The organism is Proteiniclasticum sp. C24MP (genome assembly GCF_043951855.1).
GTDB lineage: Bacteria > Bacillota > Clostridia > Clostridiales > Clostridiaceae > Proteiniclasticum.
This window is the reverse complement of the sequence record NZ_JBINJW010000035.1, coordinates 1-16,326: the sequence shown is the minus strand read 5'-3', so window position 1 is coordinate 16,326 and position 16,326 is coordinate 1. Positions and strand designations below refer to the sequence as shown.

At 45.2% G+C, this 16,326-nt stretch carries 10 protein-coding genes and 1 pseudogene; 5 read left to right on the top strand and 6 right to left on the bottom strand.

All coding sequences use genetic code 11. The annotated features are described in order from the left end of the window. Positions 1–136 precede the first annotated feature (136 nt). The 3 genes and pseudogenes from addB (at position 137) to ACHAL6_RS14700 (ending at position 7,486) form a co-directional block, all read left to right on the top strand. The gene (addB, locus tag ACHAL6_RS14710) at positions 137–3,580 is read left to right on the top strand and encodes a helicase-exonuclease AddAB subunit AddB (RefSeq protein WP_395271417.1); all 3,444 of its coding nucleotides are present in this window, start codon (positions 137–139) and stop codon (positions 3,578–3,580) included. Continuing rightward, positions 3,570–7,196, top strand: a pseudogene (gene addA, locus ACHAL6_RS14705) (helicase-exonuclease AddAB subunit AddA); the annotation flags it as partial. The gene addB and the pseudogene addA, both read left to right, overlap by 11 nt. Positions 7,197–7,324: 128 nt before the next feature. Continuing rightward, positions 7,325–7,486: a DNA-binding protein gene (locus ACHAL6_RS14700; RefSeq protein WP_395271416.1), complete on the top strand. Its 162-nt coding sequence runs from the start codon at positions 7,325–7,327 to the stop codon at positions 7,484–7,486. 332 nt (positions 7,487–7,818) lie between these two features. On the opposite strand, the gene ACHAL6_RS14695 is transcribed toward ACHAL6_RS14700, so the two are convergent. The 4 genes from ACHAL6_RS14695 to ACHAL6_RS14680 all read right to left on the bottom strand — a co-directional run bounded on the left by ACHAL6_RS14695 (position 7,819) and on the right by ACHAL6_RS14680 (position 12,292). Beyond that, on the bottom strand, positions 7,819–8,544 hold the full coding sequence (locus ACHAL6_RS14695) for a TIGR03915 family putative DNA repair protein (RefSeq protein ID WP_395271418.1): 726 nt from the start codon (positions 8,542–8,544) through the stop codon (positions 7,819–7,821). A gap of 8 nt (positions 8,545–8,552) precedes the next feature. Further along, the gene (locus ACHAL6_RS14690) at positions 8,553–9,902 is read right to left on the bottom strand and encodes a putative DNA modification/repair radical SAM protein (protein ID WP_395271415.1); all 1,350 of its coding nucleotides are present in this window, start codon (positions 9,900–9,902) and stop codon (positions 8,553–8,555) included. A gap of 126 nt (positions 9,903–10,028) precedes the next feature. Beyond that, on the bottom strand, positions 10,029–10,958 hold the full coding sequence (locus ACHAL6_RS14685) for an AEC family transporter (RefSeq protein ID WP_395271414.1): 930 nt from the start codon (positions 10,956–10,958) through the stop codon (positions 10,029–10,031). Continuing rightward, a complete protein-coding gene (locus ACHAL6_RS14680; RefSeq protein WP_395271413.1) occupies positions 10,955–12,292 on the bottom strand; it encodes a CCA tRNA nucleotidyltransferase in 1,338 nt (445 codons plus the stop codon). Before ACHAL6_RS14680 ends, ACHAL6_RS14685 begins: the two co-directional genes overlap by 4 nt. Positions 12,293–12,401: 109 nt before the next feature. On the opposite strand from ACHAL6_RS14680, the gene ACHAL6_RS14675 reads away from it, so the two are divergent. Both ACHAL6_RS14675 and pepT read left to right on the top strand, forming a co-directional pair. Next, a complete protein-coding gene (locus ACHAL6_RS14675; RefSeq protein ID WP_395271412.1) occupies positions 12,402–13,361 on the top strand; it encodes a 3'-5' exoribonuclease YhaM family protein in 960 nt (319 codons plus the stop codon). Positions 13,362–13,421: 60 nt separating this feature from the next. Continuing rightward, positions 13,422–14,645: a peptidase T gene (pepT, locus tag ACHAL6_RS14670; RefSeq protein ID WP_395271411.1), complete on the top strand. Its 1,224-nt coding sequence runs from the start codon at positions 13,422–13,424 to the stop codon at positions 14,643–14,645. Between the two features lie 105 nt (positions 14,646–14,750). On the opposite strand, the gene ACHAL6_RS14665 is transcribed toward pepT, so the two are convergent. After that, positions 14,751–15,257 (bottom strand): hypothetical protein, encoded by a 507-nt coding sequence (locus tag ACHAL6_RS14665; RefSeq protein ID WP_395271410.1) that lies wholly within the window; start codon positions 15,255–15,257, stop codon positions 14,751–14,753. A 12-nt stretch (positions 15,258–15,269) separates the two neighbouring features. Then, entirely contained in the window at positions 15,270–16,160 is an 891-nt protein-coding gene (locus ACHAL6_RS14660) for a DegV family protein (RefSeq protein ID WP_395271409.1), read from the bottom strand. Positions 16,161–16,326: the final 166 nt, after the last annotated feature.

Genomic DNA, 16,326 nt, shown 5'->3' with positions numbered 1-16,326 from the left:
TTTGATTGTCTGCCTGTTTTGATGACTGCATCATCGGAGCAGATCAGGCATGTTCTTCTGAAATGTCCGTCTTATGGGATAGTTCATATAGTATAATGAGACTAGTGAGTAAAGAAATGATGAAGGAAGTGAGACAATGAGTCTTAAACTGATCTATGGTCGAGGCGGAAGCGGAAAGACCAGTCGGATCTATGATGAAATTAAAGAAGAGATGAAGAAATATCCGGACAGAGATATGATTCTTCTGGTTCCTGACCAGTACACCTTCAGAGCGGAGCAGAAAATACTGAAGGAACTGGGACACACCAGTGTATTCAGGGTATCAGTCATGAGTTTCAGCACCATGACAAGAAGAATCCTTGCAACGGTGGGTGGGGCTACCCACGCTCTGATCTCAGATACCGGGAAAAGCATGCTCATGACCAAAGCCATGAGTGACGTCAGGGATCACCTGCACCTCTTTAAAGCGGTGGCGGGAAAGCCTGGTTTCATCGATATGGCAAAAAGCCTCGTGGATGAGATGAAGAGATACGATATGGATATGGATGAACTCAGAAAAACCATAGAGGAATCTGAAGACAAGGAACTGATCCAGAAATTTCAGGATATCCTTCTCTTTTATGATGCATTCGAAGAAGAAGTCCATAAAGGATATGTGGACACCACAGACGAAATGAATTTTTCCATGGAGAGAATCCATGAAGCGGGTTTTCTGAAGAATGCAGAAGTTTTCATCGATGAGTTCAATGATTTTTCCGTGATGCAGCTGCGGTTCATTGAAAAGCTTCTTGAAAATGCCAGAAGAGTCATTCTGACCCTGACCATGGATAAGCATCATGACCAGGGCGATGTTTTTCAGATCACGAAAGATACGGAGAGAAAGATCTTCGATGCAGCTGAAATGGCTGGAGCCTCTATTGAAAAGCCGCTGATACTGGCGGATGAAACACCGCTGAGGTTCAGGAGCAATCCTGAGCTGGCGCATCTGGAAGCGGAATACTTCCATTATCCCAATGGAAGTTTCAGGGGAAGACCCAAAGCCATCAGCATTTATAAAGCCCAGAACAGTTATGATGAGGTGGAGAAAATCGCACTGGATATCAAGCGGAGAATCCGGGAGGATGACACCCTGAGGTATCGGGACCTGGCGATTCTGTGCAGAAACATCGATGCTTACGAGAACATCATCGTATCCGTATTTCGTGAGCATGAAATTCCTGTTTTCCTCGACAAGCGAAGAGACATTGACGGAAATCCTCTTTCCCAGTACATTCTGGCTCTTGTGGAAGTGGCGGATCAGGGATTCACCTATGATGCATTGTTCAAGCTTCTGAAGACGGGGCTGTCTCATATCAGTACAGAGGAAGTGGATCTTCTTGAGAACTATATACTGGCCAATGGAATAAAGGGAGGAAATTTTCAGAAAGAATGGGTGTATCCCTATCCCAATATTCAGGAGGAGAAGCTGGGAGAGGAGTATCTCCAGCGAACCAATGAGATCAGAGAAAAGATCGCGTCGGTGTATGGACCGTTAAGAGACAGCATCCTATCGGCAGAACATGTGGAGGAAGTCACAAGAACACTTTACGAGCATCTGGAAAATCATGGTGTTCTGGCGAAATCCGTGGAAACCATCAATGAGATCAGCGATCAGGAAATCGCCAAGGAGCATAAGGAAGTGGTCAAGGGAATCATTTCCATCTTTGACGACCTGGTTGATGTGCTGGGCAGTGAAAAAATGGAGACTGCAGTCTACGGTGATATCCTGAGACAGGCCATGATCAGCTACAAGATCGCCCTGATTCCCCTCACCCTGGATCAGGTGATTCTCGGTGATGTGGCCAGAGTGAAAAGCGACAGCATAAGAGGACTTTTCATTCTAGGTGTCAATGACGGAATTTTTCCGAAAACCATCTCCGATGAGGGCATCATAACGGACAAGGATATCGCAAAGCTGAAAGAGGAAGGATTCGACCTCTTCATAGACTCCAAAACCAGGTCCATCTATGAGCAGTTTCTTGTCTATACGGCATTCACCATTCCTGGTGAGTTCCTCTCTCTCTCCTATGTGGGAGCAGATATGGACGGTAAATCCCAGAGACCTTCACTAGTCATCGGCAGAGTGAAAAAACTCTTTCCGGAGCTTATGGAAGCAACCTACATCAATCCCATGGACAAGAAGAGCGGGGACATGAAGGAAGTGGAGGGGAAAGTCGCGACTTTCAACGAACTGATCAAGGAAATGAGAAGAAACTATCAGGGGGATCCTGTGAATCCCTTGTGGGGAGAGGTCTATGACTGGTTCACTCAGGAGGAAGGTTTCAAAGAGCGCCTGAAAATTTCAAGAGAGGGACTAAATTACACGAATCTCTCAAAGAATCTAACTAGAGACGCTGTGAAAGCGCTTTATGGAGACAAGCTCTACCTCAGTGTATCAAGGCTTGAAAGATTCACCTCCTGTCCTTTCGCCTACTATATCCAGTATGGATTAAAGGCGAAGGATCGTGTCATGCACGAAGTGACGGCACCGGATGTAGGGACACTGATGCATGAGGTCATTGATCAGTTCACAGAGGACATCAGAGGCATGCAGATTGCCATGTCCGAGGTGGACAAGGACTTCATTCGGGGAGCTGTGGATAAGCTTGTGGATCAGGCCATCGAAAAAACCAACACCATCTATAAAAGTTCACCACGTTATAAGCATATGGGGGAAAAGGTCAAAAGAATCATCAACCGATCTCTTGAAACCATAACTGCTCAGATTTCAAAGGGAAGCTTCGTGCCCATGTTCAATGAACTGGGATTCGGAAAAGATGGAGAACGCCTGCCGGCACTTTCCATCGAGATTCCGGAAACAGGAGAAGACGCACTGCTCAGAGGAAGAATCGACCGGATTGATGTGATGGAAATGGATGGAAAGTCCTACATCAGAATCATTGATTACAAGTCCTCCGCGAAGGATGTATCCCTGAAGGATGTGTTCTATGGACTTCAGCTGCAGCTTCTGGTCTATCTGGATGTGATTTTAAGAAACTGGAGCAGCATTCTTTCTTCCCAGGCTGTACCTGGGGCAGTACTCTATTTCAGGCTGGACAATCCCATGATCAAGGGCGGCATAAACATGACGGATGAAGAGATCGAGCAGAAGGTCATGGAAAGTCTGAAACTGAAGGGGCTGCTTCTGAAAGATGCCAGAGTGATTCGTAATATGGATAAGGATATTGATGAATTTTCCCTGGTCATTCCGGCTAAAATCAAAAACGAGGAAGTGGTCTCTCCTGCTAACCGAAAGGATAAGAACAAGGAGATCATTCTTACGGAAGAGGAGTTTGATGTACTAAGGGACTATGTAAGAGAAAGTATCGGAAGAATACTGAAGGAGCTCTTTGATGGTAATATTTCGATCATGCCTTATAAAGACAAGGATAAGATACCATGTACCTACTGCACCTATAAGAGCATCTGTCAGTTTGACGGGAAAATCGCCGAGAATCATTACAGAAATCTCAAGGCGATGCCTATAGACGAGCTGTGGGAAAACATGAAAAAGAAGGAGGTGGCGGAACATGGGGAATAACTGGACTGACGAGCAGCGACTGGCCATTGAAACAAGAGGAACCAATCTCCTGGTTTCTGCAGCTGCAGGCTCGGGAAAGACAGCGGTTCTTGTGGAAAGAATCATTCAGATGATCACAAAAGACAAAGTGGATATAGACACACTGCTCGTGGTCACATTCACCAATGCGGCAGCGGCGGAGATGAGAGAGCGTATCGGAGAAGCTATTGTGGAAGCTCTGGATAACGATCCTTCTGACAGGAATCTGGAGAGGCAGCTGTCCCTTCTGAACCGGAGCAGCATTACCACCATCCATTCCTTCTGTCTGGAAATCATACGAAACAATTTTCATCACATCGGACTGGATCCGGGATTCAGGATTTCCGATGAAACAGAAGGTGCCATATTGAGAGAAGAAGCTCTGGAGGAGGCTCTGGAGGAATCCTACGAAATCCGGAATCCCGATTTTCTGAAGCTGGTGGATGCCTATGGAGGGAAAAAGGACGATAAATATCTGGCGGATCTGGTGCTGAGTTTATATCATTTCATCATGAGCAGTCCCTGGCCGTTGAGATGGCTACAGGAAAAAGTGGAATATTTCAATCTGAAGGATAAATCGCTGATGGACCTGCCGGTTTTGAAGAATCTCATGCAGGATATCCTGTTTTCACTGAAGACCTATGAAGTACCACTGGAAAACGCATTGGAGATTGCAAGATCCGATGCCTATATAAACGGTTATGAAGAAGCGATTCTGCAATCCATAGATCACTATCTCTCACTGCAGGAGATTCTCAAAAAAGGGGAGAGCTTCGATGCGGTCAAATCCTTCCTCGACAATGTGAAATTCGATGCGCTGAAAAGAGCCAAGAAAGGATATGATCCTGCTCTGGCGGACGAAGTGAAGAATGCGAGAAATGATTTCAAGGAATTCATGAATGGACTCAAAGGGTACTTTGGTGAATCCGAGGCTGACAATAGAAGAATCATCGAGAAGACCTATCCCATTCTCTGTGCGCTGGAAAATCTGACCGTACGGTTCATGGAGAAATATGAGGAGAAGAAAAGAGAGAAAGGCCTACTGGATTTTTCGGATCTGGAGCATCTGGCGCTAAAAATTCTCACCGTTGAAGAAAACGGTGAAGTGCGTCCGTCGGAAATCGCGAAAGAGTACAAGAAGAAATATGCGGAGGTTCTGGTGGATGAATACCAGGATTCCAATGAAGTCCAGGAAGTAATCATCTCCATGGTTTCCCGTAAAAATGAAGAGAATCCCAATGTGTTCATGGTAGGTGATGTGAAGCAGAGCATTTATCGTTTCCGCCAGGCGAAACCGGAGCTTTTCATGGAGAAGTACCGAACCTATTCCCTGGAAGGGAATGGTTCAGGAAGAAAGATTCTTCTTTACAAGAATTTCAGAAGCAGAAAGAACATACTGGACAGCGTCAATTTCCTCTTCAAGGGGATCATGAGCGAACGGGTGGGTGAACTTGACTACACCGATGAAGAAGCGCTCATTTATGGCGCCAGCTACTATGAGATGAACGAACTTCAGGACGAAGTGGAAGAGGCGACGGAAAAGCTTTCACAGAATGAAATTATTGAAGTCATGCTTGTGGAAGAGAGTGAATCCCCTGAATCCATGGAGGAAAACGGAGACGAGGATGCCCAGGATATCGATCCCTCGGAGTATAAGGCCATTGAAGTGGAAGCGAAGATGGTTGCCGAAAAGATCAATGAGCTGATTCGAAGTGGATTTCCTGTATATGATAAAAACACAAAAAACATGAGGCCTGTGACCTACAGAGACATCGTTATTCTCATGCGTGCCACTTCACGATCTGCAGCGATTTTTCTGGAAGAGCTTCATGAGGCGAATATTCCATCCTATAGTGACAGTTCCACCGGGTATTTCGATACCATCGAAATCCGAACCATGATGGCACTGCTGAAGATCATCGACAATCCTCTGCAGGATGTGCCTCTGGTGGCAACGCTTAGAAGTCCTGTCTTCTCGTTCAGTGAAGAGGAGCTTGTGGAAATCAGAAAGGTAAGTGACAAGGAATTTCTCTACCACAACATGGTGGAGGGAGAAGATTTCAGTGATGGAGTCAGACAGAAGATCACTTTATTCCTTGAGAAGCTCAAAGACTATCGCAGCATTTCCAGATACATGAATCTGGATGAGTTCATCTGGTACCTCTATACGGACACATCCTATCTGGACTATGTGGGGGCTATGCCTGATGGTATTGAGAGGCAGGCGAATCTGAAGATCCTGTTCCAGCGTGCAAAGCAGTTTGAAGAAACCACGCTGAAAGGACTTTTCAACTTCATCAGGTTCATAGACAAACTGAAGAAAACCACTGGTGACATCGGTGCAGCAAAGATTCTGGGTGAAAATGAGAACCTGGTGAGAATCATGAGTATTCATAAATCCAAAGGACTGGAGTTTCCGGTGGTCTTCCTGGTGAATGCTTCCAAGAGGTTCAACAAAATGGACCTCAACAGACAGATCATTCTTCATGAAACACTTGGTTTCGGTCCGAATTTTGTGGACCTTGATAGAGGGCTTACGGATACGACACTGATCAAGGAAGTGATCAGAAGAAAAATCAGCCTCGAAAACATCTCGGAAGAGATGAGGGTGCTTTACGTGGCACTGACGAGAGCAAAGGAGAAACTGATCATCACCGGGCACATCAAGGATGCGGAAAAGAGTATGAAGAAATGGACGGAACTGAGTGCTGGAGAAGACTTCAGGATACTTGAAGGCAAGGTGGAGAAAGCCTCGGGCTATCTGGACTGGATCATGTCGGTGCTTCTGAAGCACAAGGATTTCGCCGAGGAGAGAACCGATGGTAAAGCTTTCGTGTTCGGAAAGGACGTCGGATTCCATCTGGAAATCAGAAGGAAAACTGCCATTCTCAAGGATCTGAGTCTGGAGGAAGAAAAGCCTGCGGGTCTGTTCACGCTGGATACTATAAGAGATGCGGACTCCGCTTTCGAAGTCAACCAGAGGCTGGGATTCAGGTATGCCCATGAAGATGAGACGAAAAGGAGTTCTAAGATTTCCGTGACAGAGCTGAAAAGACTGGCCGGTCATCGGGAAACGGATGATATTTCCGAAACGCTTCTTGAAGAAAAGTCCCTGGAAAGACCCAAATTCATGATGAAGAACGCAGGGCTCACTGCAGCGGAGAAAGGTACCGCATTCCATAAGGTGATGCAGTATATGGATTTCAGTCTTGAAACACGAGATGAGATTGAAAAGGATATGGAGAACATGGTGAAGAGAGAACTTATCAGGCAGGAAGAAGCGGATGCAGTAGATCCGGCGAGAATCAGAAAACTTCTCGAGAGTCCTCTGGGACAGAGAATGAAAAAAGCGGATGCCAATGGCGATCTGAAGCGTGAAGCGAAATTCCTCATGAATATGGATGACAGTGAGGTCATGGTCATAGGGGTCATAGACTGCTACTTTAAAGAAGAGGATCAGCTCGTGCTGGTGGACTACAAGACAGACTTTGTGGATGGAGCGGATTATGAACTCGTTCTTACTGAGAGATATCAGGAACAGCTTCGATACTACAAAGATGCTCTGGAGCGTATAACAGGTCATAAAACAAAGGGTGTTTTCCTCTATTCCGTATCAATAGGACAAGAAATATCCATAATTTGACAATATTTCCTTTTTTATTGTTTCAATTTGAAGTATAATATAATTATAATTTATCACGCAATTAAAGATAGGGGTGTTTTTAGATGGCTGTTGGTAGAGACAAAACTCGGATTCTTCTGACATTACCTCAGGATCTGAAAGAAGAGCTTACAGATGAAGCAAAGGGCGATAATCGTTCATTGAACAACTACATCTTGAATCTTCTGCTCAGTTCTGAGAAAAGAACCGAAAACGACCGAGATTAAAGGAAAAAACCGGAAGTTATGTTTAATGAACTTCCGGTTTTTTTCTGTTTTTTCATTGAACTTTTTCAGGATATTTAATGTTTAACAAATCAAAATAAATTTACTTAATCGATTAAGTAAATGGATTATAAAATTAGAAGGTTTTGTCAAGTGCTATTCGAACAGAATGTTTCATTGTACGTACACCTAAATGAAAGTCCATCGAAATTTGTAATTGAGGTCGAAATTTTAATTTATTTTATATTAAGATTAAAGATAAATCAGAAAATGAAGATAAGAGATTTCTGCAGGTGTTTGTTATACTTTTATTAAACGCGGTTTCAACATGATATTCAGGTGATATTTTTCTTGATTTCGGGCAGGTTTTTCCAGTATCGCCCAGGCATGGACCTTTTCTGTACTTTCCGATTCATTCTGGAAGCGATGGTGATATGGGTGAAATACTGCTGCCATTTCTCGATATTTGAATCTTCCTTCAGAAGCTTCTTATCAATAAGGATATCTTTCTTCAATGTCCACTTTCCGTTTCGGGAAAGTATGGCCTCCTTACGATGCTCATCGTAAATGATGAAATTCATATCTCCATAGCGCTCTGCAAAATGAGGGGCAACGAAGGAGAGAATATCATGATCCGGATCGATTTGAGCCATATAAACTGAACCTACCAGAGAAAACCGGATAAATCCTTTGAATCTATGACTCTCCAGAGATACCTGTCTGGAGAGTTTTGTTACTTTCATAATCAGTTCATCCTGATAGTTGTGCGCATTTTTCGGGTTTCTGAAACAGCTGATGATATATCTTAAAACGAGGCTAGGAGCGGAAGGATCTTTATGATTTAATGCATAGGAGATAAGTGTCAGTGTTTCCACATCAAATTTCGCTTCCATGGAACGTTTCACACGCTGAAAGGCTTCCTCTTCATAGGAGAGCATCCAGGGCTCATCTATGAGGTTTCTCACGTAGTCTTTTTCCCTGTAGAGAATGGGATCTTCCTTATCCACATATACATGATACACGGCCATGAGAAGCCCTTCCATGGAACCGTCAAAAAGCATTACTTTCACTAGAAGTCACCTCCAAGTGATTTTCTGATGATGGTCTTGTCCGCGAGAATCTGAGAGAGGTTCTGTCTGTCCAGAATGATATCATGAGGAGAAGCATTCAAGCTACTAAGACTATGATCGATTTCCTCAAATAGACTGAGCTGAATCTGATCTTTCTTTTTACTGATCGCTTCGTAGATGAATTCCGGCCGCATGGCGAAATTTCCGTGATATTTTCCGTTGATGAGAATGAAGTGCTTGGCTCTGGTCAGAACGATACCCATTTTCTTCAGTCCTTCGTAGGTAAGAGAAGCAAGTTTTCTTGCCCGGATGATTCTTTTAGCGGAGGTGAGACCGATGCCGGGTATTCTCAGCAGCATCTCATAACTCACTTTATTGACTTCCATAGGGAAAAGTTCCATGTGAGAGAGTGCCCATTGTGTTTTCGGGTCCACATTCACATCCAGGTTTTCATTCTCGCCCAGCAGTTCACCTGCTGTGAATTTATAGAAACGAAGCAGCCAGTCGGCCTGGTAGATCCGATGTTCACGAAGAAGAGGCGGGGCACTCAGCTGCGGCAGAAGCTTGTTTGTGCTGATGGGAATATAGGCGGAATAATAGACACGCTTCAGATTATAGCCGGTATAAAGGTTCTGGCTGAGACTGAGGATCTTTCCGTCGGTGGTAGGGGTGGCTCCGATGATGAGCTGAGTAGACTGACCTGCAGGAACGAAATCCTGCGCAAATCGTGAGATACGCTTTTCTTCCTTGCTCACCACGATGTTTTCTGCAATCTGCTTCATGGGTTTCAGAATCAGCGGTCGGCTTTTCTCCGGAGTGATCGACTTGTAGCTGATTTCCTCAGGCAGCTCAATATTCACGCTGACACGATCCGCGTAAAGACCTGCTTCATGAACCAGGTGACTGCTGGCTCCGGGAATCACCTTCACATGAATGTATCCGTTGAAGCGTTCTCTCTGTCTCAGTGTCTTTATGACTCGGATCATAAGCTCCATGGTATGGTCGGGGCTCACGATGACACCGGAGCTCAGAAAAAGCCCTTCAATGTAGTTTCTTCTATAGAAGCTCATGGTCAGGGTGATCAGCTCTTCCGGCGCAAAAGCGGCTCTTTCCACATCACTGCTGATTCTGTTCTGGCAATAGGCGCAGTCGTAGATGCAGAAGTTGGTCATGAGGATCTTCAGCAGACTGATGCATCGTCCATCCGCAGTGAAGCTGTGGCAGATGCCCGCTGTGGCCGCATTGCCAACGCCGCCCTTGATACTGCCTCTGTTGCTTCCGCTGGATGAACAGGAAACATCATATTTCGCTGAATCCGAAAGTATTCTGATTTTATCAAGAATATCCACAGTGCTCGCCTCCTATTTGAGAAAATTATAGCACATATGTTCTTTTACGACAACAAAAATTAAACACATGTTCTAAAATATCGCAAAATAAAAGAATGAGCGTGAAGGCTCATCCTCTTTGGAAGTTTAGATGAATGCAAAAAGTTCAAAGTAGAAAGGCATGACAAAAATAAATGCGATGGAAGTCAGTGCAGTCATGAAGGAGGAATAGGAGGGGTTACCACCATATTTCCCTACTGCGATGGAGATATTTGTCATGACAGGTAGTCCTGCGCATACAATGAAGACCTTTGTAAGATCCTCAGGCATGTTGAATGCTTTCATCAGAAGAAGACACGAAACCGGTGCCAGAACAAATCGCATCAGAAGAATCAGTACTGTGGTGACTGGACTCCCTACAGAGCTCATCTTGAGATCGCCGATGACACTGCCCATGAAGAGAAGGGAAAGAGGGGTCATGAGGATTCTCAGATAATTGATGCTGTCCATGGCATAGGTCGGTAAAGACACATTGTAGTACAGCAGGAGAATACCCACTGTAAATCCTATGATGGGCGGGTTGAAGATCTTCAGAAGATTCTTGCTGCTGAAGGCTTTCCCGGAGCTTCTGACCAGCTGATAAATGCCCAGTGTCCAGAAGGTCAGTGTATTGGCGATGAAATAAAGCATCAGGTAAGGAACGGCTTTTTCTCCGAAAATCCCTGTGATGAGTGGAAGTCCCACGAATATGGTGTTGGAGAAGGTTGCCATGGACAGGAATTCACCCTGCTCCATTCCTCGCAGTGAAAGAGCCTTGGAAACGCCATAGGCAATGACGTTCATGAAGACCATGGTGAGGATTGCGATCAGAATACTCCTGTAGGAGTTTCTGAAGGTGGCAATGGAAAAATTCGTCAGGTTGATATAGATCATCACAGCGGGTGTACAGAAGTTCACCAGCAGCTGTGAAAGGAATTTATCGGTTCTCTTGTCTGTGACTCTGCTCTTTTTCAGGATGAAACCCAGAGTACCCAGAATCATCATGGTAATAATGGTGTTTTTCACGTTTTCAGTCATTCGTCAAGCTCCTTGCGCGCAATAGTAAGTAGTGTTTCCTTTTCATTCAGTTTTGGTTCTTTCAGGACTTTGTCCAGAAGAAGATTGAGAATTCTTCCGACTTCTCTTCCTTCTCGAATGCCCAGGTTCATGATATCCTGACCACTGACAGCCAGGTCTCTGATCTGCAGCGGATCCTTCCGTTCGATGATATCCACCATCCGGTCTCTTAACGCACTGATTTCGAACAGCCTGGTGTTTCCGTTTTCCGGTTTGCTGACGAAATCAGCTGTTTTGAGCTCAAACAGGTCATTGATGTTTTCTTTTTCGAGCTTTCGGATGAGCTTTTTCAGTTTCAGTTCATTCTTCATATCGATGCTGACCATATGGTTCGAGATCAGAGTCAGAACCTTCTTTATGGTTTTCCTGTCATATTTCAGACGAAGAAGTGTGGTTTCCGCGATTTCCGCAGATCTCACTTCATGGCCGTAAAAGTGTCCTATTCCATTTCTGTCCACCGTGAAGGTTCCAGGCTTGCCACAGTCATGAAAGAGGGCTGCAAGCCTCAAATGGAGCTTGGCGGGCACATGATCCACCACATCCAGCGTATGGCCCAGAACATCCTTGTCGTGATGCGGATTGAACTGGCTGAATACAGCCATGGGCATGATCTCGGGAATCACATATTTCATGACACCCAGCTGGAAGAGCATAGAGATTCCTCTTGAGGGTGTTTCAGATAAAAGGATGGTATTGAGCTCTTCCCGGATTCTTTCCACACTGATGAACTGGAGACCATCCATGGTTTCCACGATGCCGAAAAGGGTCTTCTCTTCTATATTGAAGTTCAGTGTGGTGGCCAGTCGTATGGCTCTCAGGATTCTCAAGGCATCTTCCTTGAAACGCAGAATGGGATTTCCCACAGCCCGTATGATTTTCCCCCTGATATCCGATGTTCCGTCGAAGGGATCAATGATCCCCTTTTCCGTGTTGAAGGCGATGGCGTTGATGGTGATGTCCCGTCTTCTGAGATCCTCCACAAGATCATCAATGAAGATCACATTAGCGGGATATCTGCTGTTGATGTATTCCCCATCTGCACGGTACGTCGTGACATCATAAATGCCGTCGGTGGTGACTACACCGACGGTGCCATGCCTGATTCCCGTGGGAATGGTTTTTCTGAAAATCCGGATGACTTCATCCGGGTCTGCCGATGTGGTGATATCATAGTCCTTGGGTGGAAGGCCTATGAGTATATCTCTGATGCATCCACCGACCACGTAGGCTTCATGACCGTTCTTATTCAGTTCTTTTATGATGTAGCCGACGCCTTTTGGCAGGGTGATGTCCATTGCACTCATCCTTTCCAGTCAGTCAAGATATTATCGAAGAAAGGTTAGTCTTCATTTGACCGTTGTTGTATACTTAATTATAACCTATTTTGTCAGGAAGGAGAATTTTATGGAGCTTGCAAGCAAAAAAATATGTGATTTGACGGTCGGGGATCGTGTGGACTGTTTCTTCATCGTGAAGAGAGTAGACCTGAAGACCACCAATTCAAACGATAAGAAATATCTGGATTTCATATTCGGAGATAAGACGGGGGAGATTTCAGGTAAACTCTGGGAGGTTCCTGCGGCAATGGAAACCATGTTCAAGGAAAGTGATTTGGTCAAAGCCAGGGGTACAGTCACCAGTTTCATGAACAGCAATCAGTTTAAAATCGATAGAATCAGACTTTCATCAGACGAGGATGGTGTGAATCCGGAGGACTTTGTGGAAACAGCGCCACTTAAGAACACCTTCATGCTGGATGAAATACGAAAGTACATCATTTCCATAAAGGATGAGGACATCCGTAAAGTGGTTGAAAGTGCAGTGGAAGAAAAAATGGATAAAATCATGTACTATCCTGCGGCAAAAAGAAACCATCATGCCATCCGTTCCGGACTTCTGTATCATGTACTGACCATGCTGAAGCTCGGGCAGCAGATTGCTGGAATCTACAGCTCAGTGAATACGGATCTTCTTTATGCGGGAATCATCCTGCATGACCTGGAGAAGATGAATGAAATGGAATCCTCCGAACTGGGGATCGTCAGTGAATATACCATTGAAGGGAATCTTCTCGGACATATTAGTCTAGGCGTCAAAAATGTGGACAGAATCTGCGACAGACTTGGAACACCGGATGAGAAGAGGATGCTTCTGCAGCATATGATTCTATCTCATCATTACGAGCCTGAGTATGGAAGTCCTGTGAAGCCCATGTTTCTGGAAGCGGAACTTCTGCACCACATCGATATGATCGATGCCAGGGTCTTTGACTTCAATCTGGCAGTGAGAGACCTGGAACCAGGCACTTTCTCTGAAAGCATTTTCTCGCTGGACAGAAGAAGAATCTATAATCCGAAGCTTTAGTGAAAAGCTGAACAACAACTCAGGCAATGAATGCATGAAATAAATTTTGGAGGAACTTTTATGAGCACAGTAGAAAAACTATTGAAGTATGTCAAATACGATACCACTTCCGATGAAAACAGCACATCGGTACCCTCCACAAAGGGCCAGATGGTTCTCATCGAAGAGCTGAAGAAGGAACTGGAAGAGCTGGGGCTTGAGACGAAGCTGGATGAGAAGGGGTACCTTTTCGGCTTTCTCAGGAGCAACTCGGATAAGAAGCTGAAGAAACTGGGTCTTCTTGCCCACGTGGATACATCACCGGATATGAGCGGGAAGGATGTGAATCCAAGAATCGTGAATTATGAAGGTGGAGACATCGTTCTCCATGAGGAGAACGGAATTGTACTCAAGGAATCGGAGTTTCCGGCTCTTTCCGGTTATGTGGGGCAGGAGCTTGTGGTCACAGACGGAACCACCCTTCTGGGTGCCGATGACAAGGCGGGGGTAGCTGAAATCATGGCTGCTCTGGAGCATATTGTAAAGGACAAGGACTTCATCCACGGAGACATTCATGTGGCCTTCACGCCAGATGAGGAAATCGGTCGTGGACCCCATCATTTCGATGTGGAAGCCTTCGGTGCGGATGTGGCCTATACCATGGACGGAGGACCTCTTGGAGAACTGGAGTTTGAGAACTTCAATGCGGCTTCTGCGAAAGTCACGGTCAGAGGAAGAAATGTGCATCCTGGTACAGCCAAGGATAAAATGGTGAACTCCATTTTCATCGCCATGGAATATGCGGATTTCTTTGATCGAAATGATACACCTGAGCATACGGAGAAATATGAAGGGTTCTATCATCTCAATGAGTTCAAGGGAGATGTGGACGGCACAAGCCTGGACTACATCATCAGAGATTTCTTTGAAGAGTCCTTTGAGGAAAGAAAGAAGAAGATGCTGGTAGCGGCGGATGCGCTCAACGAAAAATACGGAGAAGGTACGGTCACTGTGGAGCTTCACGATCAGTACAGGAACATGAAGACCAAGATCGAGCCTCACATGTATCTGGTGGAAAATGCCAAGCTGGCTATGAAAAAAGCCGGTGTCACACCGGACATCAAACCGATCCGAGGTGGAACAGATGGAGCGCAGCTCTCTTACATGGGTCTTCCCTGCCCGAACATCTTCACCGGCGGTGAGAACTTCCATGGAAGATATGAGTTCATCTCAGTGGCTTCCATGGACAAAGCGGTGGAAGTGCTTCTGAATCTCATCGAGATCTTCGGGGAAGAAGAAGCGTAGCCAAGAGAATCCAAAGAAACTCAATTGAATCGTTAAAAGGAAAGGGAGCAGATCATCGTTTTGTGATCTGCTCCCTTTTCCTGTAATCTACCTGAAATATTCAATTTATTCTCTTCTGAAATAATCCTCTTCCAGCTCCTGGACTTCACCTGTCAGGGGATCCACCACATGATAGCTTGTGACCCCGTCCGCTTCAACCGTATAGTAATAGATTCTATTGCTATGCAGGATGCCTTTCTGTCTGCCCATGGCTGGGATGGTGCGGCTCTGGAATTCCTGCTCTGGAAAATCCACGCTTTCATCCATAGATGCTTCCACAAGTGCTTTTCCTTCCTCGTAGGTATAGTCAGGTATCGTGTACCAGATGAGTACAGGAAGCAGAAGGCTCACCATAATCATGGACGAGAGCTTCCAGCTTTTCAGCGACAATTTTTCACCGCTCTGAAAGAGCTTCCGATAGAAGATGGGCTGAAGCAGAAGTGGAATGAAGATGGAGGCCTGATAGATTCCGATGTAGTCTTTCAGCGCCCGGTAGTAAAAGTAGGCTTCCACCAGAGTCAGTATGGTGATTCCAGCTAGGATATACTTTTTCATGGATTCCTTTGGCATCATATGAACTCCCTTCTATGCTTTACTGAGGGTCTCTTCACGGTCTTTTCCGAAGAAGACCATATTGATCACATTGGCACCTGTATGCGCGCCGATGGTCATGCCCATGGTCACGGATGTGATGTCCGTAGAAAGGTTCTTTTCTCTTATGAGCTTTTCAAGAAGAGCCACATCATCAGGACAGTTGCCGTGGGCGATGAGAACTCTAGAGGAGTTGGGCTCCACAAGGCCTTTTTCCAGATAGTCCACCAGAGTATGAAGGGACTTCTTTCTTCCCTTGGCTTTTTCGATGTTTAGAAGCTTCCCTTCTCTGCTCATATACAGAATGGGCTTTATGGAAAGCATGGTGCCCATGGCAGCTGAAAAGCTGGAGACACGTCCACCTCTTTTCAGATGGTTGAGATCGTCCACCGTGAAGATGTGGTTCACGTGGAACTTCTTTTCTTCCAGTACCTTTATGATGTCATCCATGGAGGAGCCGCTCTTCTGCATCTTTGCAGCTTCCAGAACCAGAAGAGATACACCGACGGAAGCGCTCATGGTGTCCACAAGTTCCACTCTTCTTTCAGGATAGTCTTCCTTCAGCATATTCCGGGCAACATTGGCTGCACCGAAAGTTCCGCTCAGAGAAGAAGAGAATCCCACATAGAGAACATCTAAGCCTTCTTCCAGGTAGGGTCTGAAAAATTCATAAAAACGGGCAGGAGTGATCTGACTTGTGGTTGGCATGGCACCTTCTTTTAAAGCATTGTAGTAGCTGTGTGCATCGATACTTTGCCAGTTGTCTTCAATGTATTCCTTGCCGTTGAAGTTCACTGCCATACCGATGACATCAACCCCCTGTTCATGAAGCTTTTCGAAAGGCATATCGCATCCGGAATCAGTTAAGATTTTAAAATTCATCATTGCATTATCCCGATTTACAGGTAAATCGAGCATCCTCCTTTTCGTGTAGTTTAGTAAGTATAATAATTCCATAACATCGTTGAGGCTTATGTTAAAATAAAAATTACCGATGTTCTACTAAGTATACCATAGGAATAAAATCAAATTATTAAAAGTTTCTTTGGTT